This window comes from Variovorax sp. OK605 (assembly GCF_900115445.1).
GTDB lineage: Bacteria > Pseudomonadota > Gammaproteobacteria > Burkholderiales > Burkholderiaceae_C > Variovorax.
In genome coordinates this window covers 431001-456402 of sequence record NZ_FOWL01000006.1, presented here as the reverse complement: position 1 = coordinate 456402, position 25402 = coordinate 431001, and the positions used below count along the sequence as shown (strand labels likewise).

General features: G+C 62.6%; 17 protein-coding genes. 7 read left to right on the top strand and 10 right to left on the bottom strand.

The features are described from left to right. Window positions 1-123: 123 nt before the first annotated feature. The 4 genes from BM013_RS18715 to BM013_RS40550 all read left to right on the top strand — a co-directional run bounded on the left by BM013_RS18715 (window position 124) and on the right by BM013_RS40550 (window position 6434). Window positions 124-864 (top strand): PDDEXK family nuclease, encoded by a 741-nt coding sequence (locus BM013_RS18715; protein ID WP_218153667.1) that lies wholly within the window; start codon window positions 124-126, stop codon window positions 862-864. Between the two features lie 62 nt (window positions 865-926). Beyond that, window positions 927-3194, top strand: coding sequence for a hypothetical protein (locus tag BM013_RS40555; RefSeq protein ID WP_143098302.1), 2268 nt, complete (start codon window positions 927-929; stop codon window positions 3192-3194). Continuing rightward, the gene (locus BM013_RS18700) at window positions 3182-4633 is read left to right on the top strand and encodes an ATP-binding protein (protein WP_093129123.1); all 1452 of its coding nucleotides are present in this window, start codon (window positions 3182-3184) and stop codon (window positions 4631-4633) included. The genes BM013_RS40555 and BM013_RS18700 overlap by 13 nt, the downstream gene beginning before the upstream one ends. 10 nt (window positions 4634-4643) lie before the next feature. After that, window positions 4644-6434, top strand: a complete 1791-nt coding sequence (locus BM013_RS40550) for a cupin domain-containing protein (protein ID WP_143098301.1) — start codon at window positions 4644-4646, stop codon at window positions 6432-6434. A 76-nt stretch (window positions 6435-6510) separates the two neighbouring features. Here the strand turns inward: BM013_RS40550 and BM013_RS18690 are convergent, their stop codons facing one another. The 4 genes from BM013_RS18690 to BM013_RS18675 all read right to left on the bottom strand — a co-directional run bounded on the left by BM013_RS18690 (window position 6511) and on the right by BM013_RS18675 (window position 10667). Beyond that, window positions 6511-7023: a hypothetical protein gene (locus tag BM013_RS18690; protein WP_143098300.1), complete on the bottom strand. Its 513-nt coding sequence runs from the start codon at window positions 7021-7023 to the stop codon at window positions 6511-6513. Window positions 7024-7984: 961 nt separating this feature from the next. Further along, entirely contained in the window at window positions 7985-8200 is a 216-nt protein-coding gene (locus BM013_RS18680) for a hypothetical protein (RefSeq protein ID WP_218153666.1), read from the bottom strand. A 184-nt stretch (window positions 8201-8384) separates the two neighbouring features. Further along, the gene (locus BM013_RS40545) at window positions 8385-9119 is read right to left on the bottom strand and encodes a hypothetical protein (RefSeq protein ID WP_143098299.1); all 735 of its coding nucleotides are present in this window, start codon (window positions 9117-9119) and stop codon (window positions 8385-8387) included. 504 nt (window positions 9120-9623) lie between these two features. Further along, window positions 9624-10667, bottom strand: coding sequence for an IS110 family RNA-guided transposase (locus BM013_RS18675; protein ID WP_093129119.1), 1044 nt, complete (start codon window positions 10665-10667; stop codon window positions 9624-9626). Window positions 10668-11178: 511 nt separating this feature from the next. Between BM013_RS18675 and BM013_RS18670 the strand changes: the two genes are divergently transcribed. From BM013_RS18670 to BM013_RS18660, 3 genes are all read left to right on the top strand, one after another. Next, entirely contained in the window at window positions 11179-13851 is a 2673-nt protein-coding gene (locus tag BM013_RS18670; protein ID WP_093129118.1) for a TrlF family AAA-like ATPase, read from the top strand. Window positions 13852-14187: 336 nt separating this feature from the next. After that, window positions 14188-15510: an AAA family ATPase gene (locus BM013_RS18665; RefSeq protein ID WP_218153665.1), complete on the top strand. Its 1323-nt coding sequence runs from the start codon at window positions 14188-14190 to the stop codon at window positions 15508-15510. After that, the gene (locus BM013_RS18660; RefSeq protein ID WP_093129162.1) at window positions 15503-16348 is read left to right on the top strand and encodes a hypothetical protein; all 846 of its coding nucleotides are present in this window, start codon (window positions 15503-15505) and stop codon (window positions 16346-16348) included. Before BM013_RS18665 ends, BM013_RS18660 begins: the two co-directional genes overlap by 8 nt. 503 nt (window positions 16349-16851) lie before the next feature. On the opposite strand, the gene BM013_RS18655 is transcribed toward BM013_RS18660, so the two are convergent. The 6 genes from BM013_RS18655 to pcp all read right to left on the bottom strand — a co-directional run bounded on the left by BM013_RS18655 (window position 16852) and on the right by pcp (window position 25397). Beyond that, window positions 16852-19275: a sensor domain-containing protein gene (locus BM013_RS18655; RefSeq protein ID WP_177225500.1), complete on the bottom strand. Its 2424-nt coding sequence runs from the start codon at window positions 19273-19275 to the stop codon at window positions 16852-16854. Window positions 19276-19491: 216 nt separating this feature from the next. Continuing rightward, entirely contained in the window at window positions 19492-20514 is a 1023-nt protein-coding gene (locus tag BM013_RS18650) for a TRAP transporter substrate-binding protein (protein WP_093129115.1), read from the bottom strand. A 5-nt stretch (window positions 20515-20519) separates the two neighbouring features. Then, window positions 20520-22247, bottom strand: coding sequence for an acetyl/propionyl/methylcrotonyl-CoA carboxylase subunit alpha (locus BM013_RS18645; protein ID WP_093129114.1), 1728 nt, complete (start codon window positions 22245-22247; stop codon window positions 20520-20522). A 10-nt stretch (window positions 22248-22257) separates the two neighbouring features. Beyond that, a complete protein-coding gene (locus tag BM013_RS18640; protein WP_093129161.1) occupies window positions 22258-23886 on the bottom strand; it encodes a 5-oxoprolinase subunit B/C family protein in 1629 nt (542 codons plus the stop codon). A gap of 8 nt (window positions 23887-23894) precedes the next feature. Then, window positions 23895-24659, bottom strand: a complete 765-nt coding sequence (locus tag BM013_RS18635; RefSeq protein ID WP_093129160.1) for a LamB/YcsF family protein — start codon at window positions 24657-24659, stop codon at window positions 23895-23897. 48 nt (window positions 24660-24707) lie between these two features. After that, entirely contained in the window at window positions 24708-25397 is a 690-nt protein-coding gene (pcp, locus tag BM013_RS18630) for a pyroglutamyl-peptidase I (RefSeq protein WP_093129159.1), read from the bottom strand. Window positions 25398-25402 lie beyond the last annotated feature (5 nt).

Genomic DNA, 25402 nt, shown 5'->3' with positions numbered 1-25402 from the left:
GATGCCGGCGTTGGAGGAAGCGTCGGAGAGAACTACTGTGCATGGATTCGAATTCGGCGTCACCTTTCCTCGCCGGTAAGCACGCTCCACGTTGACCACACGCCTCTGTACTCACACCGAAGCTTGCACCTGCTCTCGGATGAAGAAGATCGGATGGCCAGGATCTTCGTCTGGCTCGGCGCCACCGAAGTGCGAGAGCAAATGCCGATGTGGCCGGATCCACATCGACTTCCTTTATTCGGATGGCACCCGGACAGCGACCCAAGCCTGGGGGAAGCGCCAGGCCTGCTAGAGATCGCTAAAAAGGCCGGCATCAATCATGGCCGCTACTGGGCCACGAAGATTCCTTTCATTGCCACCACCGACTTGATGGTGAGGTTCGGTGTCCCGCCCAATGACCGCCTCATCCTTTGCCAGTGCAAACCCAGAAAGCTCGCCGAAGCGCCGGAGAACGGCAGAAAACGTGAACGACTCGTCCTGGAAACTCTGTACGCGCTGGCCATCGGGGCCTACTCGATCGTCATTCACGAGGACTATCTTCCGAGCGTCTTTCACGAGAACCTTATCTGGCTCGAACCTCTTCGATCGGAATTTTTGGTAGCGCAGGCCTCACAGCAAATTTTTGACTTCGCACACGCATTCATGCGTCGGTGCGATAGTTACCCGATAGAAGCTTGCGTCGAATACGCAGCGTCACGCACGAGAATGAATCGGGTCGCTGGACACGCAAGCTTCCGGATGGCCGCTTGGGCCGGCCTGATCGACGCGGACCTGTTGCACCCCATACAACTGACGAGGTTGCTGCGGCGTGACGGTGGACGCTTGCGCGCACAGATTACGCAGGAGCTTCTGTGTCCCGAGTAAAAATCCCGATCGAGTGGTGTGGACGAGAGATTCGTTTACGCACAACCGAAGGATGGCACCCGTTGGGGCGCATTGTCTGCGTCATTCCGGATGGAAGCGCGATTTGGTGGATTCGTTATCCGGAGAACCGACCTTCGGCGAAACGCACGCAATCGCGAGCTACAAAGAAAAGCAGAGTCGCTGTCAAATCCCAGGCGGTTAAGTACCACATCAAGGCGCCTCAGAGAGTCAAGGCGGAGGTATTTCGCCACGATATCAATACTGGAAGCTTGAGTGTGATCCAGGCAGGCTTTCCGCCCTACTGGAGCCTCGCAGACAAGGAACTGGAAGCGGACGTTCGCCCCGATCAACTCGTCCGTGCCTACTCTCGCGCAAAACCGTCCGACTGGCTCAATGCCCGCAAACAGTTCGACGCACTCATAAAGGAGATCATTGCAGACTATGACATCTTCGCACTCACCGAAGGCGGCCTTGAACGAGAGCAGTCCGAAAAGCAAGCTCGATTGAAGAAGGTTCCAGTCGACAAAATTCGGCAGTTACTGCGTCGTCACATGCTCGGACTCGGGCATCGCAACTCGCTCTTGCCGCACTTCGATGTTTGCGGCGAACTGGGCAAAGAAAAGTATTGCCAGACCAAGCCTGGAAGATCCAATACAGTCGCGAGAGAAGAGAAAGGAACTAAGCGTCTGAAGCTTCGCGGCTACAACCTCGAGCCTATAGATCGCCAATGGCTTCGCGAAGGTTACAAGAAGCACAAGAAGCCTGATGTGTCCATGGATGTGGCGTACAACCTCACGATGGCGGACTACTACCCTACCAAGGTCGAATATATCAATTCGAAAGAGCCCCGCATAGTACTGAAGAAGGCCAGTGAGCGGCCGACACTCAGGCAGTTCCAGGATCACGGCCCCCAATCTCATGTTGATCGCCCAAGCCGCATCAATCTTGGACAAGCACACTACGAAGGGCATCAACGGCCGATTCGTCACGCGGCCTTTGGTCGGGCGAACGTCTTTGGACTAAGAGCATTCATAGATAGCAGCTCCGAAGACCAGACGCTGGTAAGTTCAGCCTCTATCCTCCAGACACTCCCAAGCACCAACCGAACACTGGTGGTTGAGGACTCTACGGAGTACATCCTCGGGCTCTATTCGGGACATGAATCTCCCAGTAGTCTCACCGGGCTGCTCGCACTACTCAACTGCGTGGAAGATCATGTCGCACTCTGTGCGGAGATTGGCGTCCCCATAGAACCGGAAGACTGGATCTGCTGGATGCCAAAGAAGGTCACCGGGGACAACGGGGACATCAAACAAGACGACAGCATCATGACGCTGGAAGCTTCAGAGATTTCGAATGCGTACGCAAAGATCTTCTCGCCGCTGTCCAAGGACAAAGTGGAAAAAAAGCACCGCTACCTTCAGCGCAAAGCCGATCATCGGAATGCAGGATCTACGCGAGGGCGAAAGCGAAAACGCGGTGAACGCCGGCGCGAGGAAGATGCATGCCGTACTCACAGACAGAATCTAGTCGAGCTTGTAAAGGCTATTCTTCAACACAACAACCAGGAGCCTGTCCCCAAGCTGTTGACAATGGAGATGCGGCGGGACGGCGTCGAGCCCACACGCAAGGCCATCGTCCTTTGGAAGATTGAAAAGGGCTACATCGCCAGCAGTCCGGCAAATCTCGAATCTCTCAGAGCTCACTGCCTGCCACGCCTTTCGGCAGTGATACATGGTGATGGTATTCGCGTGCGTGATCCGCGGTCGACTGCAGGAGATCTCATTCCTGGCCTCGTCTATTCAGCCGATTGGCTCTATGAGACTGACATTCTCACTCGCGCAAGAAAGCAGGTGATTCCTATTGATATTGCGCTCAGCCCTGGCCGACTTGGGTGCGCCTACATTCAGTTGAACGGCATGAAGGAGCTGTCGCTGAAGACACGCGATCCGGAACTCAAGGAGCTCTCTCTCGTAGATTGGCTGACGATCTGCAGCATCGACAAATACTCGGCGTACATCACCGCCCGACTTCGTGATGAAGTCGAAGCTGAGCGAGTCGTTTCGAACGAAAAGATCAATCAGCAAGCTCGGCGCGCGAAGCAAAAAGAACAGGGAAGTTTGCCCAAGCCTCCAAGCAAAAAGGCCATATCCGGCAACAAGCGAGCGGCGCTCAAGAGTGAACTCGAAGCCAAGAGGATTCGCTCCCTCGGATTGGACTCAGCACCGTCGATCCCAGAACCAAGCATCGACGACCTAGTCGATTGTGGGGATAGCTCTCCATCGCAGACCAAACGACATCAGGAGCTCAGAGACTCATGGCGGCAGTAGTGAAATCGCGCGCGGGCGATCTGTTCAGTGCATTGGGCGAGAACCCATTGTTGCTCGGTCTCCCTCGCATGCGCACGGAAAGCGATTGGGGCCGCTTGCTGATGCATCGGCCGAAGGTTCTGATGGGCCCCGAAGTCGAAGACTGGCAACGATTGGATGCGGTGCCCCAGCTTAACAATTCGTTCGTCCCGAAACTCGAGGAAACGGAGGCAGCAACGCGGATGCAAATGGCCTTGCTTTCGAGCATCCGAAGTCGCGATCCTCGCGTCGAGGCCAACAGGGTCATGGTGTATGCGGCAGATCCAGCAACACACGAAACGATGGAGGACATTCCGTTTGCAATGGTCGCCGCTCAAGGGGCAATCATTAGAGGCCCGACTGGGGGTGGGAAGTCATCATTCCTATTCCGACTTTTATCCCACTTCCCTCAGGTGGTACACCGAGTCGGCGATGAAAGTCTGGGCTATCTGGAACTGAAGCAGTTGGTCTGGCTAGTGGCCGAAATGCCCCCTGACCCATCTCGAGGAGGACTGCTGGAGTCGATCGCGCATGCAATGGACAAAGCCCTCGGAAAAGACTACTTAAGCCAACTCGGAAAGGTAACGAAACTTGAGAGCAAGTTCGTTTGGGTTATTCACTGGCTTCTCCTCCATCGCTGCAGTTTTCTTGTTGTGGAAGAAGCTCAAAAGGGGAATCTGGACACCCGTGTGCTTGGTGAAGCTTTCCAGCGCTTCTTCTTGCGTCTGCTGAACAGTGGTATTCCCGTTGTCTTGGTCGGCAATCCGCTCGCTTTTTCCGAACTCGAAACGAACAGTCAGAACATGAGCCGCCTGACCTCCGCAGGCCTCTGGGACTACTACCCCGAATTCACATGGGTGACAGAACGTTGGAAGGATCTCGTCACCTATGTGTGGGGCTTCACAGTCTTTGATTCCAACAAAGATAAGCATATCAAGCAGCTGCACGCGCTGCTCTGGATCTTGACTGGTGGCTCGCCCTCCTATCTCGCTCGACTTCGGAAGGAAGCTTTGATGAAAGCGATATCGATGCGGAAAGACTACGTCGACGAAGAGGTGCTTCTTTTGGCCGCCAACGGCGCTGTCATGCGAGGTGTTCGCCCCCTGATTCTTGCACTGGTCGCACGCAACGACGCGGCGTTGGGCAAGTTCAAGGACCAGCCCGTCGAATATTTTCGCGAGCGCTGGGCGCAGGTACCGCAGGAACTGAGACGCCCTCCTATGGATCTACTGAGGGGCTCTCTCGTGCACCACATTTTCGAGAGTACTGATGCCAGCGCCCGGCCGACAAGCGACGGCTCAGCTAAAGCTGCTGATAGCACGACCACTGGGAGGAAAGGCACCAAGCAAGGCACACGGAAGTCGAATTCGAAAGACAGTACTCGCCCCCTCGCGCCGCAGCCATCATCTTCCAGCAGCTAGTCGAGCCGCCATGATTCCATCGTTCCCTGAAGACGCAACGCTGCGTTCGCTCTTGATAGCGTTTAAGTCGTGCGGGCACTACGGGGATTCGGACTACCTGGACGAATCGATTGGTGTGGCAGTGAAGATGGAGAACGCATATGCCATGCACGCGGGAAGTTTTGCCACGAAGATTTTCGACAACGCAGTTGCACCAGATGATCTTCTTTCGAAGCACTCTCAGGCCGGAATCTGGGGGAAGCTTTTGAAAGAGGAAGACGAACTTCGCTGGCGCCGAGCCTTGATCAACGGCGACGCGCGAGCCGCGAACGCATATGTTCCAACAGGGACTTCTGGGCTGATCAGACCGAAGCTGAATCGGATATGTCTTGAATGCCTCGAGGAGGATTTCTCTCTATTCGGCTTCGGCCACTATCACGTGCTGCACCAGGTCCCTTTGCTTAGCCACTGCACCAGGCACGCTGCACGCCTGCGGTCTTGCTGTCCGATCTGCCAGCCTTCGCAACGGCTTCGCCCCGCGCATTCGCGATGTGCCCGCTGCAAGTTTTCGCCCTTGCCGGTGCTTGATGTCATCCCGTATGAACAGACCGAGGATTACGCCTGGACTGTGAGACTGATTGAAGAGATGTATCGAGGCGAAGCTCCCGCACTTCGCCCACGAGACAGGCAACAGCTCGTGGGTGCAACGTTTCCACGTGACTCCATGGTTTTTCGGCGAGTGGAGTTGCTTGAACAGTTCATGTCGGCATGGGGATTCGAAGACCTTGCCACGCTCCAAGAGACCTTCAGAATTCACAAGAGCGCCAGCACAGTCTCAGCTTGCCTCGAGGGGTATCCCAGCTTCGTCACCCACTCTCTGAGAGTGGCATCAATCGCTTTCGCACTTCGCCGAGCGCCACAGAGTTGGGAGAGCGCTGCACCTGCGAGTGCTGCTCAATCATTTGGACTTTTCACCCCACCGATGCATGTGGCCGAAAAGCATGTCGCCGCCGCCGCGGCTCGTATTGAAGAAGAGGGATTTCCTGCGGGCACCTTGCAGCTTCTCTTTGAAGGCGGTACTCGCAAAGATGCCGCCGTAGTCTTGGGCGTATCTGCGGCACTTCTGTACGCACTCGAATGTCGTCTTCCCGTCGAGTGCACGTCCGCACTTGAGGAAGCGCGCAATCAGAGGCCGAAGAAAAAGGCTAAAAAGACCAAGCGACGTTCGAGGCCGAACATTGGGCAACGAGACCGTCGCATCGCGAAGCTTCCCGAAATGCGTAAGGCGGCGTTGGCAGCGCGTGAGAAGGGAGTGAAACGCAAGAAGCAACTGGCACTTCATGCTCGCTCTGTCTATGCGTTCTTGGTCCGATATGACCGCGAGTGGCTTCAAAATCACTTTCCAAGCGCACGAAAGAATGAGAGAAATTCAACATCCCAAAAAAGAGCCGCTTACCGCAAGCTCGCGCTTGCGGCGAAGCGCAAGATGGAAGGACGTTCATTACCGGCCATTGATCGTGCAACTTGGAACTGGCTGAAGCGGAGTGACTTCAAGTGGTTGAACGAGCAGTTTCCTGAGGCAAACCTGCGCGTTCCTCCGAACGGTCCTCACTACCGCATGCTCGCCGAAGCGGCCTACAACGAGCGCCGCGTAACGCAGCACGGCTATCCGAAAATTCCGGAAAATGCCCGAATTTGGCTTGCGAGATACGACCGCGAATGGTTGGAACAGCAGGCAGAACCACATCGACTGATTAACGCCCGCGAACTTCCTCGGATTTTTCGCCGCCCGAGCAGAAAAAAACTGCCAGATGTGGTCTAGAGCTGTTGGCGCCGACCGGAAACTGAGCCAGTTTTGTAGATAGCTCAGTTCTACTTCGGCGCGGACAAGTCCACGGCTACCCAAGGGGGATGCCCTTGCCCACCATGCATTTGTTGAACGCGTAAAGAGCCGGCATCTCGCCCTGATAGCGCACGTTGTTTTGCACGCGACCGGAAATGGGGTTGTAGTAGGCATCGAAGCCTTTAGTCATCGAGCCGTCTGAATATTGTGGGGGTGGGACGGCTCGGCCGACCTGCACACAAGCTTCGATGGCAGCTTTCAGGATGGCGATTTCCTGTGGCCCCAACGCTGTTGGTGACGGCGGCACGCTCGGCGCCTTTGTCGCTTGCGTTGCCTGCACTGCTTCGACGGCAGCAACGCGGTCGTACATGCCGATGACCTGACTTCGAAGTGCGTCGGTTTCCTTGCGCGAGTCAGCGAGCGATCTTTTAAGCGAATCGATTTCTGCCGTGTTGCTCGCCGTCTGCGCCATGAGGTCGTCGACTGCTTTCAGTTTGTCGCAGCCGGACAAAAGCATCAGCGAGCAAGCAACCGAGACTGCCCATCCGAGGCCCAAGGATGATCTCATCATTTTCTTCCGTCCTCCGCACAGAGGGCGCTGGCATCTGCACGAGCAGCTACATCTTGCCGCTGTGCACCACGACGCAATACTCTTCGAGCAGGTTTCACACAAGAGCCGACCACGGAGCGCGCGTACTTGAAGTCCACCTGCACGTGCGTGGACCGGGATAAGGCTGGAAGCCGAATGGCCGGTTGTGCCGAGTCCCGCCCAACCGAACGAGCAGTCAGTTCTTTAGCGCAGCGTGTACCACGGCACTGAGGAACTGCCCTTCGGATGCCCGCGAGCTGGACACACGTCGTCGCCACGCATCACATAGTGCGGGACAGACGAACTTCCTCCAGGATGGCCGCGTGCTGGGCGAAGCTCGTCTCCACAAATTTGATAGTGAGGAACAGAAGAACTGCCTTTGGGGTGTCCACGAGCGGGACAGACGTCGGTACCTCGAATGGAATAATGGGGAACGGATGAGCTACCGCTGGGAAACCCGCGCGCCGGTCGAAGTTCATTGGCCAAAATAACCCCTCGTTTGGACCTTGTTCTGGTGGGAATCGCTCGCCATCTGTCACCCGATGCTACGCGCGGTGCGACGAAGAAAAGTCCGGTCCAACCCGCATTCCGCCACAGCAAAGCCGCGAACCTCATCAAGACTATGGCGGCGCTGCCTATCCGGAGAAATGAGCACGGGCAGCAAATGACTGGTTGTGGCCGATTGTGTTGAAAAACTCCGCCGTTACTGCGCTCGGTTCCTCGCGAGAAAAATCGACCTCTCAGATCGCTCCAGGATCGACGATCGTGATGTGGTCAAGGGTTCGGGCCCCCCTGGAAACGGGCTTGAAATATCATGAGCGAGTTTTTCAACACAATCGGTCGATAGCCGATGCGCCACGACGGGCGGGACAGGCATTGCCGGGGCTGAGGTTGAGCTCAACCATGCTATGTCACCGCTCCCCAAATGAAGGCGCCATCACTATCCCATAGCTCGATCTTGGATCTTGCCGTCGGCCTTCAGATTGCCCCAGATGTAATTGCTGTCCTGATCCCACAATTCAATTTTTCCGCCCGATTGCAGCTTTCCCCATATGTAGTTGCTCTCGCTGTCCCAGATCTCGATGGCTCCGTCCACTTTCAGGTTGCCCCAAAGGTAGTTGCTTTCACTGTCCCAGAGCTCGATCTTCCTCGTCATCTTTCCTCCGATTGAGCCAGCTGCTTCATTCCTCAGCAATTCACCGCTCGATGCGCATCTCCTCCCGGACCTGAGACGAGGCTACAGCAAGGTGCCGAGTTCTGCCGCCAGGTAAGCGCCTACTAGAGGCCTAGCCGAACGTCGCGGTACAAAGTGCAAGAAGACTGCGTTAGTTGTCGCCGGTCTACGTCTCATCGGTGATGTCAAAGCTTGCGAATATGCAAGCATCCAGCATGCATGGGTAAATGTCGAGCGCACGCGAGATTTGGTGCAAACAATCTTGCACGAATAAATATACCGTTCCATCAGTCAGCGAAGCACCTGAGGGAACGAAACTTGCACCAAGCTCTTTGAGCTTCTTCAGAACCCGGCTGTCCAGCGGCACTTCGTAGCGGGACACTCCTAGCCACTGAATAAAGTTGCGCGATTGCTTCTGTCCCAAACCCGGGTATTTGCTCCCGAGCAGGTAATTGACTGCTGCCTTTTCTTTGAGGATAGTTGGATGGGTCCGAAGTGTCCCAAGGTGTTTGAGAAGTACGCGCCATTCGCCCGCTTCGAGATTCTCCCAAATTGTCGCGAGGTTGCTCGCAATCGTAGGAGCCCGCCGGAGTCCCGCATTTGTCATTTCCGTCGTCAAGAACTCGCGCAGGGTCCTGGACTTCCGACATTTGGCAAGGTCCAGTGCGGGACTAGTTGAATTCAGGAATCCACTTACCGCCGACCTGGGTCCGGAGCGCTGCTGCGTAGTGACTTGACAGCCAACGAGCGCATGCCAGACGTTCTGCTCTGAGAGGTCGATTCCGATACGTCGAACGTTCAGTTCGTAGCGACGACGAGGTAGGGACTTGCTCCTGTTGTCTCGTACCAATTGCTCCCACTTCGCGAGGGCGACATCGTCGAACGTCCAGCTTGCGAGCATGTGTAACTCCCTTTGATACCTGATATCGCGCACGCGGCTGACTCCGCGCAAGGCCAAGTAGTCCTAGCGAGCGCCTCTTCGGGCCCGAGCACGCGGATGTCGGCGTATGGTCAGCGCAGCAATCGTTCGCAGAAGCTCGGTCGTCAGAGCCTGCTGAAGACGGCCGAAAGCGTCGGTGGAGACCAGATTCACGTTGTTCCCGTTGTTCTCTGAGCGCATGTTGCGCGTCTGCTTCTCTGATCGGGCCAGTTTGTCAAGCGCAGAGTATCTCGGTATTTTGGTTTCGTCGAACAGAACGTCTCGGTGCAAGTTCACGCTTCTCTACGCAGTCGGTCCCGCCCGAAGGTCGGCGCTGCACGCATTGGTCAGACGGAGCGGAGAGCCACGCTTATGGACGCGCTTTGCGGCGCAGCAGTCACTTACGGCTTCATCCGGACCATCGTCTACACCTGAACGCTCAAATCCTCGATTCCTGTCGTCAGTCAATGCACCTGACCCCCGCAGTCACGCCTTCACGGCGACAGGCTCCTGTGAACCCCATCGGAACTCGGAGCCATCCACCCACATGCGGCGCAGGATGACGGCCAGTTTGCGCGCCACCGCGATCACTGCCCGTCGATGCCCTCGCGTCTTGGCCAGCCGCATTCCCCAAGCCTTCAGCGATGACCACTGCGCGTTGCGCGTGAGCAGCGAGTGCGCCGCCACATAGAGCGCTGATCGCACATCGGCATCGCCAGCTCGCGAGATGTGAACAGGGTTGTCCACCTCGCCAGATTGGTACCGTTTGGGCGTCAGGCCGAAGTGGGCTGCCACGGTACGTGACGACTTGAACCGGGCCGGGTCGTCCACGGCTGACTTGAAGGTCAGCGCGGTCACGGGACCGACGCCTGGAATTGACATGAGGCGCACGCACAGCGGATCCGCCTTGGTCAGCGCCTTGACCGCGTTGTCCAACTTCAGGTAGGTCTTGTAGAGCACGGTCCTCGCGTCAAGCAGCGGCACGAGCGCGCAGGACAGCATCTCGTCATCGGCGAAGGTCTGGCGCACCTGAGCGTCGAACGATCCGTGGCCCACACGCGGGGCCAGGCGGATGCCGAACACGCGCAGGAGACCGCGCAGTTCGTTCTCGAGGTCGACGCACTTCGCCAGGATCGCCTTGCGACTGGCTAGCAGTGCGCGCACACGATGGCTGTGCAGGCTCTTGATGTGCACGCGGCTGTACCAACCGGTGCGCAGGATCTGGGCGATGCCGCGCGCGTCGTTGCGGTCGGTCTTGTTACGCATGGCGTCCAGGGTGTTCTTCACGCGTCGGGCCTCCAGGCAGATGACCTCGAAGCCTGCGGCCTGCAGGCCGTAGGTGAGGTATTGGCTCAGCGCGCCGGCCTCGAAGCCGACGGACTTCAGTTCCGGACTGAAGGCATGCAACCAGTCGACGATGACGTCGACGTGCGCGTCGACCTTGGCCTCCCGACAGACTTCGCCACGGCCGTCCACGACGCAAATCGAGACGGATCTCAAGGACACATCGATTCCGGTGAAGTAGGTCATTCAAGCTCTCCTTCGTAGTGGATTTACGAGTCTAGGAAGAGAACTCCGCAGGTCAAATCAACCCGCCCGATCACCGATGCTTAGGGCCGATAGTACCCCTCCACTTAGCGCCGTCGAACACCTGAAACCAGTCTGAAGTGGGCTTGCCTGACCGCGGCTATGCAGCGGTTGCTGCCGCTCAAGACGCATCCCCTCGATTCTGCTTCGGACCTAGAAGGAGACATTCGATTGCGGAGAAGCTCCGGCCCGCGTCACGGATTCTGAGGGTATTAGCGCGGCCCGCGACTTCTTGCGAGCCAATCGTTGCGGCGCCTATCAACCTGCGGTCGAGCCCACTTCTCAAGCATGCGGCTGAAGCAGGGCAAGGATGCTCGCAATTTGCTAGTGCCTACTACGAAATGTCGACCAGTTGATTCTTGACGCATTGGCCGGCGGAGTGGACGATGGGATCTCGGCATCGACATGAACCAAGGTCGACGGTCGTTGGCGCCTTCCGAATTAGGAAAACAACGTGTCCCTGCTAAATGAAATCCAGAACGAATCCAACGGTGCGCTGTTTCGGCGTGCGGACCTGCACATTCACTCCTTTGGCGAGGGTGGCTCATACGACGTGAGGGACGCGTCGATGACGCCTGAGGGCATCGTCGATACGGCGATCACGGAGCGGCTCGACCTCATCGCGATCACCGATCACAACAACATCGCGAATATCCCCTCGGCGCTGAAGTATGCCGACGGCAAAGGGCTGCTTGTTGTCCCCGGTGTGGAGCTATCAACGCCGCAGGGGCATCTGCTGGTGTACTTCGAGACGGCTGACCAACTACAGCGCTTTTTCGGCAAGCTGATCATTTCGGATGACCGGAAGGCTTGCCACAACACCATCCCTCAATGCCTCCGCTTCGCCGAAGAGTTGAACGGCTTCGGCATCTGCGCACACATCGAGCTGGACAGCGGCCTGGAGAAGGCGCACCCCAAGTTTGATGCGTTCAAACAGGAGGTCTTCAACTGCTCCAACCTGTTGGGCCTTGAGATCACCAACGCCGCGAACGGCGCTTGGTTCTCTCACGACGACACTGATGTCAATCGCCGCAACTGCGTTGTGACCCGATGTGCGACGCTTGGTCTTGAAAACGGCGTCGATCTGGCGAAAGTGATGTCCTCGGACGCACACACCCTCAACGCCTTGGGCCGCAACGCCAGCGGCAACAGAAAGCTGACCCGTCTCAAGATGGAGGCCCTGACGTTCGCGTCGTTGCGGATCGCGCTAAAGGATGCCGCGGCGCGCGTGCGCCTCGAGGACCTTGTCCCCGCGTCGGTGCCGAGGTTCGTTGGGATCAAGCTGGAAGGCGGATTCCTCAAAAACCAAGTCGTCCACTTCAGTCCTAACCTGACCTGCATCATCGGCGGGCGCGGTGCCGGAAAGTCAACGCTGCTGGAGTCGCTTCGCGCGGCTTCGGGCAATGCCGCCGAAAGCACGATCATCGACTCGGAGGTGTGGCCGGACGCCATCTCGCTCGTCTACGAAGACGAAGTGGGGGAACGCCACACGCTGACTCGCAGCAAGCTCTGCGATGTGATGAACGCCGATCCGGAAGGGCCGACGGCTGTTGCAATCGAAAGCTATGGACAAGGCGAAACGGCTGACACGATCCAGCACTGCGACACCGACCCGTCGATCCTGCTGCGGTTCTTGGACGGCTTCATTGACTTTGGCGAACTGCGCAAGCAGGACGAAGCCTTGCGCGATGCGATTCTCGCAAATCAGACAGTTATCGAGACGCTGCAGCAGAGCATCAACCAGATCGGGCCAACGGAGAAGGCCAAGGGAATCGCCGACACACAGGTCGCAGTACTGAAGAAGCAGAACGCGAGTCAGGTCGTCGAGCTTGAGGAAAAACTGGCCAAGGAGCGGCGTTTCCGCGATGGTCTGAAGCGCAGCCTTGGTGAGCTTCTCACGTCCATCACCAAGAGCTTGACCGGCGGCGAGCTGCGCAAGTTGACGGCCGACGTTGACGGCAACGGCCTCGCGGTCGGCAAGGCGGAGTTTGAGATCGTCAAGGGGCTCGTAGATAGTCTTGCGACAGAGATCGAGACGCTATCCGGTCAGCTCCAACAGAAGGTCATCGCCGCGAACGACAAGATCGCGGCGCAGCTTCAGGTCTGGATCGCGCGCGAGAAGGAGACGCAGGACAAGATCGAGGAGATTCGGCGCGAACTGGAAAAGCAGAACATCAAGCTCGACATGGCATTTATCCGCAAGGTCACGAAGGACGCTGCCGATCTGCAGGCGCGGCTGACCGAGCTGAAGAAGAGTCAGCCGAAACAGCAGGAGGCGTTCAAGGAGCGCAAGCGCCTGATTCAGGAACGGGCCGGCCTCCGCGTGAAGATTTTCAACGCCCGCCACGTATTTGCGACGACGATGAACGGCAATCTTGCCGCTGCCGTTGTGGACTATCGGGTCAAGTTTCAGTTCTACGAAGGCTTGCTGGCGCCCGAGATGGAAGAGCTGATCAAGAGCACCATGAGCTGGCGTACCTCACAAGTTCCACGCGCGGCGCTCATTGCCGCCACACTTTCACCGGCTCAACTCCTTGCTGCCGTAAATGCGAAAGATGCGTCGGCACTCGAACAGCTGAACGATGCCGACGGCAACCGTGTGTTCTCCAAGGCCGACGCCGCCGACATCATCGCCAAGCTTTCGGAGTGGCAGGCCAAGTGTGCATTGGAGCGCATCGCGTTCGAAGACAGGCCCGAGATCAAGGTGACGCAGGTTGTCGAGAATTCGGATGGCACCAAAGGCTATCGCGTCCGCGATTTCGCCAAGCTCTCGCTCGGCCAACAGCAGGCCATCCTTTTGACGGTACTGCTGTTCTCGAAGAGCCGCGTGCCGCTAATCATCGATCAACCAGAAGACAATCTCGACGGCGAGTTCATCTACAAGACTGTCGTGCGTTCGCTGCGCAGCATCAAGGAGCACCGGCAGGTCATCATCGTCACGCACAACCCCAACATCGCCGTCCTGGGAGACGCCGAGCTGATCATCCCGCTGCGCGGTGCCAGCGAAGTGTCCGTGATCAGGGACCGTGGGTCGATCGACACCACCGAGACCAAAGACATTGTCTGCACGATTCTTGAAGGCAGCCAGAAAGCCTTCAAGCGCCGGCAGGAGGTCTACGGCTACTGACCGTAGCTCCTTCCCCCTTTGTTTGGCGGCCGGTGACAAAGAGCTGCAAGTGGGGGCAAATGACAGTGATGCTGGTCGGAGCGCTTAACTCGCGAACTAGGGAGAGCAACCATCTTCTTCACCGTAATTGACGGCCGCGGCCGTGTCCCCAGCGGATCAAAGAACCAAGCATTTCTGTTCGTCGACAACTGGGACGATTGGGGCAAGTACCGGACTCAGTTCTCGCTTCATGTCGCCGACGAAACCGGAGAAGCTCATCACATCGGCTCGGTCAAGATCGGCAAAAAGGGCCTGCAGCCCTCAGGCAGGGTCTCGAAAGGTCATCGAGCACCGGCTTTGGACGAAACGTTCAACGCCCTGGATGAAAGCTACTTTTCGCTCGGCCAGAGTGAGAGCTACTACGAGTCGCTGAACGAGCTTAGCGACGCGCTTCGAGCGCGCGTTCTCAAGGGCCTGCGCGACTGTGCTGCCGACCTGGACATCTTCGAGACCTACCGCGCTGAGGAGGTGATGCGAGAGTCGCTCCTTCGGGACGTTGTCGAATCTACCGTCGCAGGGCGGCTGAATCGCCTGTCCCGCGGCGATGCAAAGCTCACAAAGTTTGCGTTCGCGTACAGCTTTCCAGCACGAGGGCGAAAGCCCCCGGCATCGATGACCTTCGATGTCATCCCGGAGTCTCAACCCCCGACGAACGTGCATGTCCTGATTGGCCGCAACGGCGTGGGCAAAACGCGGTGCATGCGGTTGTTGGCCCTTGCCCTGCTTGGCCGCGAGCCTGACGACGGAGATTCCGCCGGCACGATCGAAATGCAAGCCGAAGATACGGGCGGCGCGGTTGCCTTCTCTGGCCTCGTCCTCGTCTCGTTCAGCGCTTTCGACGAGTTTGAGCTGGAGCCCGCAGAGGCGGACGCCATGCGTTGCCACCAGGTCGGTCTCAGGCATCCGGAGTCATCCAAACGCGGCTCAACAGCGAAGAGCTTTGACGATCTGGGGAGTGATTTCGCAAACAGCCTGACACGGTGCCAGTCGGGCGTGCTAGCGGAACGCTGGCGCACGGCCGTTCGGACCCTGGAAGAAGACGATCTCTTTGCAGAGGCAGATGTCACGTCGCTGCTTGACGAAGAGAGCGACGTAAGTCTCAAGACACGCGCGCGGCGCCTCTTCAAGAAGCTGAGTTCGGGGCATGCCATCGTTCTGCTGACCGTGACTCGCCTCGTCGAACTGGTCGATGAGCGAACGCTGGTACTGCTCGACGAACCGGAAGGGCATCTTCATCCGCCGCTTCTCGCTTCCTTCGTGCGCTGCCTGTCCGACCTGCTAGTGCGACGGAACGGGGTCGCCATCGTGGCGACGCACTCGCCGGTGGTCCTTCAGGAGGTGCCTCAATCCTGCGCCTGGAAGCTGCGACGAAGCGGGCGTACCGCGATCGTTGAACGTCCGACTGTGAAGACTTTCGGGGAGAACATCGGCGTCCTGACACGCGATGTCTTTGGTCTGCAGGTCACGCAATCGGGATTTCACAAGCTCCTGCGAGATGCCGTCGCTGACGGCTCGTCCTATCGAAGGGTCTTGAACAAGTTCGACGGAGAGCTGGGCGACGAAGCGAAGGCCATCGTTCAGGCGCTCATCGCAGAACGCGACGAGGATGCCGATGCGTAGTCTGCCAAAGCCTGACGTGACCGGCGCGGAGGTGCTGCAGCTCTGTGCTGCCAGCATCAAAGATCCCGATCTAAAGGAACGCCTGCTGCAGGCCGAAGCCGTTGTTGAAGCCGCCGAAGAGTTGTACCGGGAACACGGTGAAAGCGCCGAACTGCATGCCATCAAGGGAATAAAGACCGTTGGCGGCCTCGTCAGCCGCAAGGAGATGGAGCGGGTCTACAACGGCACCTTCGTGAAGAGCAGCAGGACGCGCAGCATATACGCCAAGCTCAAGAAGGCCTGCGTCAACGACATCTGCCCGCTATGCGGTCAGGGAACGGTTCACCAGCTTGACCACTATCTTCCTATCACCAGCTTCCCGGTCTATGGCGTATCAGCCATCAATTTGGTCCCGGCCTGCAGCGACTGCAACAAGTACAAGCTCATCCATGTCCCTGCGAACGCAGGCGAGCAGACCATTCATCCCTACTTCGATGAGGTCGACGACGAGCAATGGCTGTTCGGCGAAGTCGTGGAAAGCACGCCGGCCGTCGTGAGGTTCGCGGTGAACCCGCCCGATCACTGGGATGCAGTTCAGGTCGAGCGTCTGAAGACCCATTTCCGCATCTACAGGCTCGGCACGCTGTATGCGACGCATGCTGCGGTTGAGATCAGCAACATGAGGCACGCCCTGAAGAAGATGGCCGCCACACCAGGCTTTGCCGAGCGGATCAGGCAGCACCTGCGCGAACGGGCCGAGAGCTGCGCCGAGGTCTATGAAAATTCCTGGCAGCGGGCGACGTTCGACGCGTTGGCCGATTCCGATTGGTTTTGTTCCGGCGGCTTCGAGGCCGTATAGGCTTCCCTGTCCGTCAAAGGGATCGAGTCAGCTGGATCTGAGTGCGCCACGCCTTTGCGCGCAACAGGTTCGCGTACTTGCCACCGCGCCGTCCAGCAGATCGCTTGAGCGCTGCAGACTGCGTTCGAGTGACGGCATTCGGCGAACACGGCCATTCGACGGTTCGAACCTGAGCGACCGCACCCGGTCTGAAGCGGAAGCTCCCCCCAACAGCCGCTCAGTAGTATCGAACGCGCCGTGGTTCGCCGCAAAGACGAATGGTGTCGTCCCGAAGGGGGTCTGGCTTCAACAAGCCCTCGATTTTTTGACACTCTGTTAGGAACGCATCACGACGAAATCTGATGGCGCTTTCAGATTTAACACTCTGCAATCAAGGGCCACTGGTCGGAAGGGCGCCAAACCCAATAGAAACGTCGATTTTTTTAACACTCTGTTAGGGATCACTACCCTGCCAAAGTCCCGAAACTGCCTGTGCCCACCGCGCTCACCGCGTTCCGTGCAGCTCAGCGCGCGGACTCCACATCGTCCTCGACCATCTCCACGAGCCTCGGCGCCGGCATCGGCCGGCCCAGCAGGAAGCCCTGCACCTCGGCGCAGTGGTCCTCGATCAGCGTCTGCAGCTGCCCGTCGGTCTCCACGCCCTCGGCCGTGACCGACAGCCCCAGCGCCTTGCCCAGCGCCAGGATCGCCTTGACCACGTCGCGGCTGCCGTCGCGCAGCTCGATGTCGGCAATGAACTGCCGGTCGATCTTGATGACGTCGAACGGAAAGCTGCGCAGCGAGCTGAGCGACGCATAGCCGGTGCCGAAATCGTCGATGGCCAGCTTCACGCCCATCGCCTTGAGTTCGCGCAGCACGATGCCCGCGCCCTCGGCGTCGTCCATCAGCACGCCTTCGGTGATCTCGATCTCCAGCCGCTCGGGCGCCAGGCCGGCGCCGGCCAGCACCTCCCTCACGCGCTGCACCAGCCGGCCGTCGCGAAACTGCACCGGCGACACGTTGACCGACACGCCGATCTCCGGCCACTGCACCGCGGCCTCGCAGGCGGTCTGCAGCACCCAGTCGCCCAGCGGCAGGATCAGGCCGCTCTTTTCGGCCAGCGGAATGAAGTCGTCCGGCCCGATGCGCCCGCGCTGCGGATGCGCCCAGCGCACCAGCGCCTCGGCGCTGCGGATCGATTGCGTGCGCGCGTCGAAGCGCGGCTGGAAGTCCAGGTAGAACTCGCCGGCCGCGATGCCGCGGCGCATCTCCTCGATCATGCGGCGGCTGGCCGTCACGCGGTCGTTCATCTCGTTGGCGAAGAAGCAGTAGGTGCCGCGGCCGTTGTGCTTGGAACGGTAGAGCGCCGTGTCGGCCGATCGCAGCAGCTCGTCGGGCGTGGTGCCGTCGGCCGGCGACACCGCCACGCCGATCGACACGCCGACCTCCAGCAGGCCCACGTCGTTGCGGATGGGCTCGGCGATCGCCTCCAGCAGGTGCTGGCAGTAGGCGTCGATCTCCTCGTCCGCCAGGTTGGGCGCGGCAATCACGAACTCGTCGCCGCCGATGCGCGCGGCCAGCTGGTCGCTCTTGAGCGAGCGGCGCAGCCGGTCGGCTATTTCGCCCAGCACCTTGTCGCCCACCGGATGGCCGTAGGTGTCGTTGATGGGCTTGAAGCGGTCCAGGTCCAGGTACAGCACCACCAGCCGCGCCTGCGGATGCGTGAGCGCCGCGGCCATGAAGGCCGACAGCCGCGTGCGGTTGGGCAGCGAGGTGGCCGCGTCGTGCTGCGCCTGGCGCTGCGCGTCCTCGAACGCCTGGGCCAGCGCCACGTCGGAGGTGACGTCGCTCGCGAACTTGATGATCCTCGTGAGCTGGCCGTTCAGGTCGTACACCGGGTTGTAGGAGGCCTGCAGCCACAGCTCGCGGCCGTCCTTGCCGATGCGCTTGTGGCGCCCCGACACGAACATGCCCGCGCGCAGCGTCTGCCAGAACTGCGCGTACGACTCGGTCCCGGCCACGCCGGGCTCCATCAGCATGCGGTGGTGGCGGCCCACCACCTCGTCCAGCCCGTAGCCCAGGGTCGCGAGAAAGTTCGGGTTGGCGTCGAGGATGGTGCCGTCGGTGGCGAAGGTGATCACGCCCTGCGACTTGTTGATGGCCTCGATCTGGCTCTGGAAGTCGGCCTGGCGCAGCTTCTCCTGCGTGATGTCGGTGGCGTACTTGACCACCTTCCGCACGCGCCCCGTGGGGTCGAAGATCGGGTTGTAGGTGGCCTGCAGCCAGACCTCGCGGCCGTCCTTGCCCAGACGCCGGTACTCCGCCGCATGGTGGTTGCCGCCGGCCAGCGCCACCCAGAAGGCGGCGTACTCCGCGCTGGCGGCATGGGCCGCGTCGACGAACATGCGGTGGTGCCGCCCGACCACCTCGGCCAGCTCGTAGCCCATGGCCTCGAGGAAGCGCGCGTTGGCATCGAGCACCGTGCCGTCGAGCGCGAACTCGACCACCGCCTGCGACACGTTGATGGCCTGGATCTGCCCGCGGTCGTCGGCGGCCTTGAGCACGCGCGAGGAAATGTCGCTGGAGATCTCCACCACCTGCCGCACCACGCCGTCCGCATCGGCCAGCGCCGTGTAGAAAGCCTGGACCCAGCGCCGGGCGCCGTCCTTGTGCAGGCGCATGCGCTCGACCACGCGCTGCTCGCCGCGCAGCACGCTGTCCCAGATGTCGGACGGGCTGGCCGCCAGGCCGTCGCCGGGGCTGATGTCGAGAAAGTCGCGCCCTTCGAGTTCGCCGGGCTCGTAGCCCCAGGCACGCACGAAATGGTTGTTGGCCCGCAACACGCGGCCCCGCGCGTCGAGCGTCAGCGTGGCGAAAGCGCTGTTGAGCGCCTGCAATTCCACCGGCATGGGCGGCGTCGGCGACACCTGCCCTGCGTCTTCAGGCACTGCGAAGGCAGTGCCACTCTCCCCATCCATCCACGCGTCTTGCATCTTGCACACCGGCATTCATCGAACAGAAGAACTGCACAGAGAGTCATCCCCCCTCGACGCGCGCTCTGATGTTGCTTTGTCGATGCTTGAAGCGATTTACGGATGTTTTACTCAGAAATGCAGGGTAAACCGCAATGATCATACGGCAGCTTGAAACAAAAGTTAACCGTTTCAGTGCTTGTCGAAGTACGGAATGAAGATGTCGTTGGCGCCCACGCCCACCTGCTTGACCCAGTCCAGCGAGAAATGCTCGCCCAGGCGGCGCAGGTCGCGGCTGAAGAGGTAGGGCACCGGCTCGGTCTTCACGCCGTTGCGCCGCAGCTCGTCCATCGAGCGGGCCGCGGCCGTGGCGCTGGCGGCCCAGCCGCGCAGTTCGGCGGCGGTGGCCGCCTTGCCCAGCGCGTCGCGCGACGGCGCCGCCAATGCGTCCCAGGCCTGGGCGTTCGCGAACACGAGGTTCTTGGGGAACCAGGCGTTGACCTCGTAGAAGTAGCGCATCGACTGCCACACGCGGCTTTCGACGCCGGTCACGGCCGAGGTCATCATGCAATCGATGCGCCCGTCCGCCAGCGCCTTGTCGAGCTCGGTGGCTGGCACGTCGACCGGCACCGCGCCCATCAGCGTGGCAATGCGCGCGGTGGTGGCGTTGTAGGCGCGCATGCGCATGCCGCGCAGGTCGGCCATGGCGCCGAGCGGCCGGTTCGCATACAGGCCCTGCGGCGGCCACGCCACCGCGTAGAGCACGCGCAGCCCGCGCTGCGCGAACGCCTTCTCGATCAGCGGCCGCTGGATGCGCCACAGCCGCTGCGCGTCGTCGTAGCTGCCGGTGATGAAGGGCACCGAGTCGGCGCCCGCGATCGGCACGTCGGCGACCAGGCTGCTCATGATGGCTTCGCCGGCCTCGACCTTGCCTTCCTGCACCGCCGCGCGAATGGCGTTCAGCGCGAACAGCGCGCCGCCCGGGCGCACCTCGATGCGCAGCTGTCCGCCGGTGGCCAGCTCGGCCTCGCGCGCCATGGCCACGAGGTTGACCGTGTGGAAGTTCTCCGCGGGGTAGCCGGTGGCCAGCCGCCACACGGTGGCGCCGGGCGCCGAGAAGGCCGAAGGCGCGGCGGACCACGCCGCCGCGCCGCAAGCCAGCGATGCGAACGTCCGGCGGCTGAAAGCTCGGCGGTCGGTGGTGGCGCGGTCCATGCGCGTCAGCCGATGGTCGCGAGCGCCGCGCCCGCGGCCACGTAGCCGCCCGCCGCCACGGCGAAGGCGATGCGCCCGGCGCGGTGCGCGACGACCTGCATTTCCATCTTCATCGCCTCCATCACGGCGACGACGGCGCCCTCGGCAACCTCGTCGCCATCGGCCACCTTCCAGCCCTGCAGCGTGCCCGAGACCGGCGCGGCCACGGCGGCGGCATCGGCCACCGCAGCTTCGGCCCGCGCAATGCCACCGCCAGCCACCACCGACGACAGCCCGCTGAGCAGCACGCCCGGCAGGCCCAGCGCCAGGCGCCGGCCGTCCACTTCGATCGCCGTGCGCACCAGCGCCGCATCGGGCAGCAGGTCGGGGCGCATGGCCGGGGCCTCGCCGTTGGCGAAGTCGGTCTCGATCCAGCGCGTGTGCACCTTGAAGGCGTCGCCCGACACGAAGTCCGGGTGCGCCATCACGGCGCGGTGGAACGGCAGCACCGTGGGCAGGCCCTCGATGCGGAATTCCTTCAGCGCGCGGCGCGCCCGCGCAATCGCCTGCGCGCGCGTGGCGCCGGTGACGATGAGCTTGGCCATCAGCGAGTCGAAGGTGCCCGGCACCTGCGAGCCCGCGTCCACGCCCGTGTCCACGCGCACGCCGGGGCCCGAGGGCGCGTCGAACACGTTCACCGGCCCGGGCGACGGCAGGAAGCCGCGCCCCACGTCTTCCGCATTGATGCGGAACTCGAACGCATGGCCGCGCGGCGCGGGCGTCTGCGTGATCGACAGCGGCAGGCCTTCGGCAATGCGCAGCTGCTCGATCACCAGGTCGATGCCCGTGGTTTCCTCGGTCACCGGGTGCTCCACCTGCAGCCGCGTGTTCACCTCGAGGAAGGAGATCGCGCCGCCCGCGCTCAGCATGAACTCGACCGTGCCGGCGCCGGTGTAGCCGGCTTCGGCGCAGATGTCGCGCGCCGACCGGTGGATGCGCTCGCGCTGCTCGTCGCTCAGGAAGGGCGCGGGCGCCTCTTCCACCAGCTTCTGGTTGCGCCGCTGCAGCGAACAGTCGCGCGTGCCGAGCACCACCACGTTGCCGTGCGTGTCGGCCAGCACCTGCGCCTCGACGTGGCGCGGGCGGTCGAGGAACTGCTCGACGTAGCACTCGCCGCGTCCGAAGGCCGTCACGGCCTCGCGCACCGCCGATTCGTAGAGGCCTTCGACCTCGTCGAGCCGCCACGCCACCTTGATGCCGCGCCCGCCGCCGCCGAACGCGGCCTTGATCGCGACCGGCAGGCCGTGCTGCTCGGCAAAGGCGAGCACCTCGGCCGCGCTGTTCACCGGGTCGGCCGTGCCCGCGACCAATGGCGCGCCGACCTTCAGCGCGAGCTTGCGGGCCTGCACCTTGTCGCCCAGCGTCGCGATGGCCGCGGGAGAAGGGCCGACCCAGGTCAGGCCCGCGTCGATCACGGCCTGCGCGAACGCGGCGCTCTCGGACAGGAAGCCATAGCCCGGATGCACCGCGTCGGCACCGGCGCGTTTGGCCACCGCGAGCAGCTTGGCGATGTTCAGGTAGGTGTCGGCGGGCTTGTTGCCTTCGAGCCCGTAGGCCTCGTCGGCCATGCGCACGTGGAGCGCGTTCAGGTCGGCGTCGGCATACACGGCGACCGACTGCACGCCGTGATCGGCACAGGCGCGCGCGATGCGCACGGCGATTTCGCCGCGGTTGGCGATCAGGAGTTTTTTCATCGGAGGGCTTTCACTGTGTGCGGGGTGCGTTGGGTGCGCTGGGTGCACTGGGAGCGACGGGGCCGGGAGCGGCGATCGGGTTGAAGCGGACGCGGGCGTTCACGGGGATCTGCCCCGCGCGGTCCAGGTGGTGGGTGGCGACGGAGGCGATCACGGGATAGCCGCCGGTCAGCGGGTGGTCGGCCAGGAACAGCACGGGCTGGCCGCTGGGCGGCACCTGGAGCGCGCCGTAGGCCGTGCCCTCGCTCGGCAGCTCGGCATGGTTGGCGCGGGCCAGCGGCACCTCGCCCGCCAGGCGGATGCCCACGCGGTTCGACTGCGGCGTGACCGCCCACGACTGGCTGCACAGCAGCGCAACGGCCTCTGGCGTGAACCAGTCGGTGCGCGGGCCGAGCACGATGTCGAGCACCACCTCCTGCTGCACGGTGGGCAGGCCGGCTGGCGCTGCTTCGGCGCCGCCCACCAAGGCGCCTGCGCTCACGGCACGCACGGGCAGCACGTCGCCCGTGGCCACCGCGGGCGGGCCGATGCGTGCGAGCGTGTCGGTCGACAGGCTGCCGAGCACCGGCGCCACGTCGAAGCCGCCGCGCACGGCCAGGTAGCTGCGAATGCCGGCCTGCGGCTCGCCGAGCGAAAGCACGTCGCCGTCGGCCAGCGCGACGGGCTGGTAGCGCGGCAGCGGCCACGCCGCGCCGTCGGCACGCGTGAGCGTGACGGGGCCGTCGGCGCCGGTGACGGCCACCACCGCGTCGCCGCGGCAGGCGAGCTGGAAGCCGCCGTAGGCGATCTCGATGCAGGCCGCGTCCGAGGCGTTGCCGACCAGCCGGTTGGCCGCCTGCAGCGAGCGCCGGTCCATCGCGCCGGAGGCGGACACGCCCTGCTTCGCCTGGCCGTGGCGGCCGCCGTCCTGCAGCAGCGCCTGGAGCCCGGCCGCGCGAATCTCGAAAGCGCAACCACCTGGCGCTGCGGCAGGCTGCGAAGGCGCAGCAGTCGCGGCCACGGGCGCTGCGTGCGGCTGCGCCGTGACATCCACGAAGCGCACCGTGTCGCCCGGCTGCAGCAGCGCGGGCAACGCGGGGGCCGCGCGCGACAGGTCCCACATCGGCGCGTCGGTGATGCCGATGATCTGCCAGCCGCCCGGGCTGGCCTGCGGGTACACGCCGCTGAAGCTGCCCGCGAGCCCCACGGCGCCCGCCGGGATGCGCGTGCGCGGCACCTTGCGGCGCGGCACGTTCAGGCTCGGGTGGCCGCCGGAGAGGTAGGCGAAGCCGGGCGCGAAGCCGGTGAAGGCCACCGTGTAGTCGCTGCCGGTGTGGCGGCGCACCACTTCGTCGGGCGTGATGCCCAACAGCCCGGCCACCTCGGCCAGGTCTTCGCCGTCGTAGCGCACCGGAATCTCGATGCGCTTGTCGATGCGCGTCTCGCGGGCGTCCAGGCTGCGCTGGCCGATGCGGCGCACCAGTTCGTCCGCCGCGATGGCGGCCGGGCGGAAGCTCACGAGCAGGGTGCGCGCGGCGGGCACCAGCTCCTCGATGCCCGCGATGGGGTCGGCGCGCAGCGAGGCCAGCAGCGCCAGCGTCTGCGGCAGGTCGTCGAGCTCGACCAGCACCGCGTTCAGGTTGACCGGCAGGAAGCGCATCGGCATGGTCATGCGGCGTCCACGAAGGAACGGATCGTCACGCCCGCCTGCTCCAGCCGCGCGCGCACCTGCCGCGCCATCTCGACCGCGCCCGGGCTGTCGCCGTGCACGCAGACCGACTCGGCCTCGATGCGCACCGTGCTGCCGTCGATGGCCGTGACCACGCCGTCGGTGGCCAGCCGCAGCATGCGCCCGGCCACTTCATGCGCGTCGTGCAGCACCGCGCCGGGCTCGCGGCGCGACACCAGCGTGCCCTGGGGCGTGTAGGCACGGTCGGCAAAGGCTTCGGCCACCGCGCGCAGGCCTTCGCCGCGCGCCCAGCCCAGCAGGGACGAGCCCGCCAGCGCCACCAGGCACAGGCCGGGGTCGGTCTCGCGGATGGCGGCGATCACGTCGCGCGCCTGGCGCTCGTCGTGGGCGATGGTGTTGTACAGCGCGCCGTGCGGCTTCACGTAGCGCACGGTGGTGCCGGCGGCCGCGGCCAGGCCCTTGAGCGCGCCGATCTGGTAGATCACGTCGGCGCGCAGGTCGGCGCTGTCCACGTCCATGTTGCGGCGCCCGAAGCCCACCAGGTCGCGGTACGCCACGTGGGCGCCGACCGCCACGCCGCGCTCCCTGGCCTGGCGCAGCGTGCGCAGGATGCCGGCCGGGTCGCCCGCATGGAAGCCGCAGGCCACGTTGGCGCTGCTCACCAGCGACAGCATGGCGGCGTCGTCGCCCATGCGCCATACGCCCAGGCTCTCGCCGAGGTCACTGTTCAAGTCGATGTTCATCGTGTTCTCCGGCGTGCGCGGGCGCACGCCTCAAGGGTCAATGCGGGATCAGTGCAGCCGCCCGGCGGTCTCTCGCACGTCGTCGCGCACGGTCAGCGCGGTGCGTATCGCCACGCGGAAAGCCTCCACCTGCGCGGCCAGCGCCATGCTCGCCACGCCCGGCTTCGGCGCGGCCTGCTCGGGCAGGTAGGGCACGTGCACGAAGCCGCCGCGCGTGTGCGCGAGCGCGGGCCGCGTGGCGAGCCGGTGCATCAGCGCATAGAAGATGTGGTTGCACACGAAGGTGCCGGCCGTGTTCGACACCGCCGCCGGCAGGCCCGCGGCGCGCATGTCGCGCACCATGGCCTTGATGGGCAGCGTCGAGAAATACGCCGCCGGCCCGCCGGCCACCACCTCGGTGTCGATGGGCTGGTAGCCGGCGTTGTCGGGAATGCGCGCGTCGTCCACGTTCAGCGCGGCACGCTCCATCGAGATCTCGGTGCGCCCGCCCGCCGCGCCCACGCACAGCACCAGCCGGGGCGCGGGCCCCACCAGCGCGGCGTCGAGGGTGTCGATGGCGCGGCCGAACACGCAAGGCAGCTGCACCGCCTGCACCACCGCGCCCTCGCAGGCCCAGCCGTCGAGCGCGCGCGCGATCTCCCAGGCGGGGTTGACGGGGTCGTTCTCGAAGGGCTCGAAGCCCGCGACCAGCACGCGCGGTGCGTGCGGCGCGCGGGCCTGGGTGGCATCTGTGGTCACGCGCG

Bases quoted from the DNA above. Each gene is read 5' to 3' on its own strand.
- BM013_RS18660 (WP_093129162.1), top strand. From the start codon at position 15,503: ATGCGTAGTCTGCCAAAGCCTGACGTGACCGGCGCGGAGGTGCTGCAG.
- BM013_RS18640 (WP_093129161.1), bottom strand. From the start codon at position 23,886: ATGCGCTTCCTGCCGGTCAACCTGAACGCGGTGCTGGTCGAGCTCGAC.
- BM013_RS18650 (WP_093129115.1), bottom strand. From the start codon at position 20,514: ATGGACCGCGCCACCACCGACCGCCGAGCTTTCAGCCGCCGGACGTTC.
- BM013_RS18690 (WP_143098300.1), bottom strand. From the start codon at position 7,023: ATGAGATCATCCTTGGGCCTCGGATGGGCAGTCTCGGTTGCTTGCTCG.
- BM013_RS40545 (WP_143098299.1), bottom strand. From the start codon at position 9,119: ATGCTCGCAAGCTGGACGTTCGACGATGTCGCCCTCGCGAAGTGGGAG.
- BM013_RS18635 (WP_093129160.1), bottom strand. From the start codon at position 24,659: ATGAACATCGACTTGAACAGTGACCTCGGCGAGAGCCTGGGCGTATGG.
- BM013_RS18645 (WP_093129114.1), bottom strand. From the start codon at position 22,247: ATGAAAAAACTCCTGATCGCCAACCGCGGCGAAATCGCCGTGCGCATC.
- BM013_RS18700 (WP_093129123.1), top strand. From the start codon at position 3,182: ATGGCGGCAGTAGTGAAATCGCGCGCGGGCGATCTGTTCAGTGCATTG.
- BM013_RS40550 (WP_143098301.1), top strand. From the start codon at position 4,644: ATGATTCCATCGTTCCCTGAAGACGCAACGCTGCGTTCGCTCTTGATA.
- BM013_RS18675 (WP_093129119.1), bottom strand. From the start codon at position 10,667: ATGACCTACTTCACCGGAATCGATGTGTCCTTGAGATCCGTCTCGATT.
- BM013_RS18680 (WP_218153666.1), bottom strand. From the start codon at position 8,200: ATGACGAGGAAGATCGAGCTCTGGGACAGTGAAAGCAACTACCTTTGG.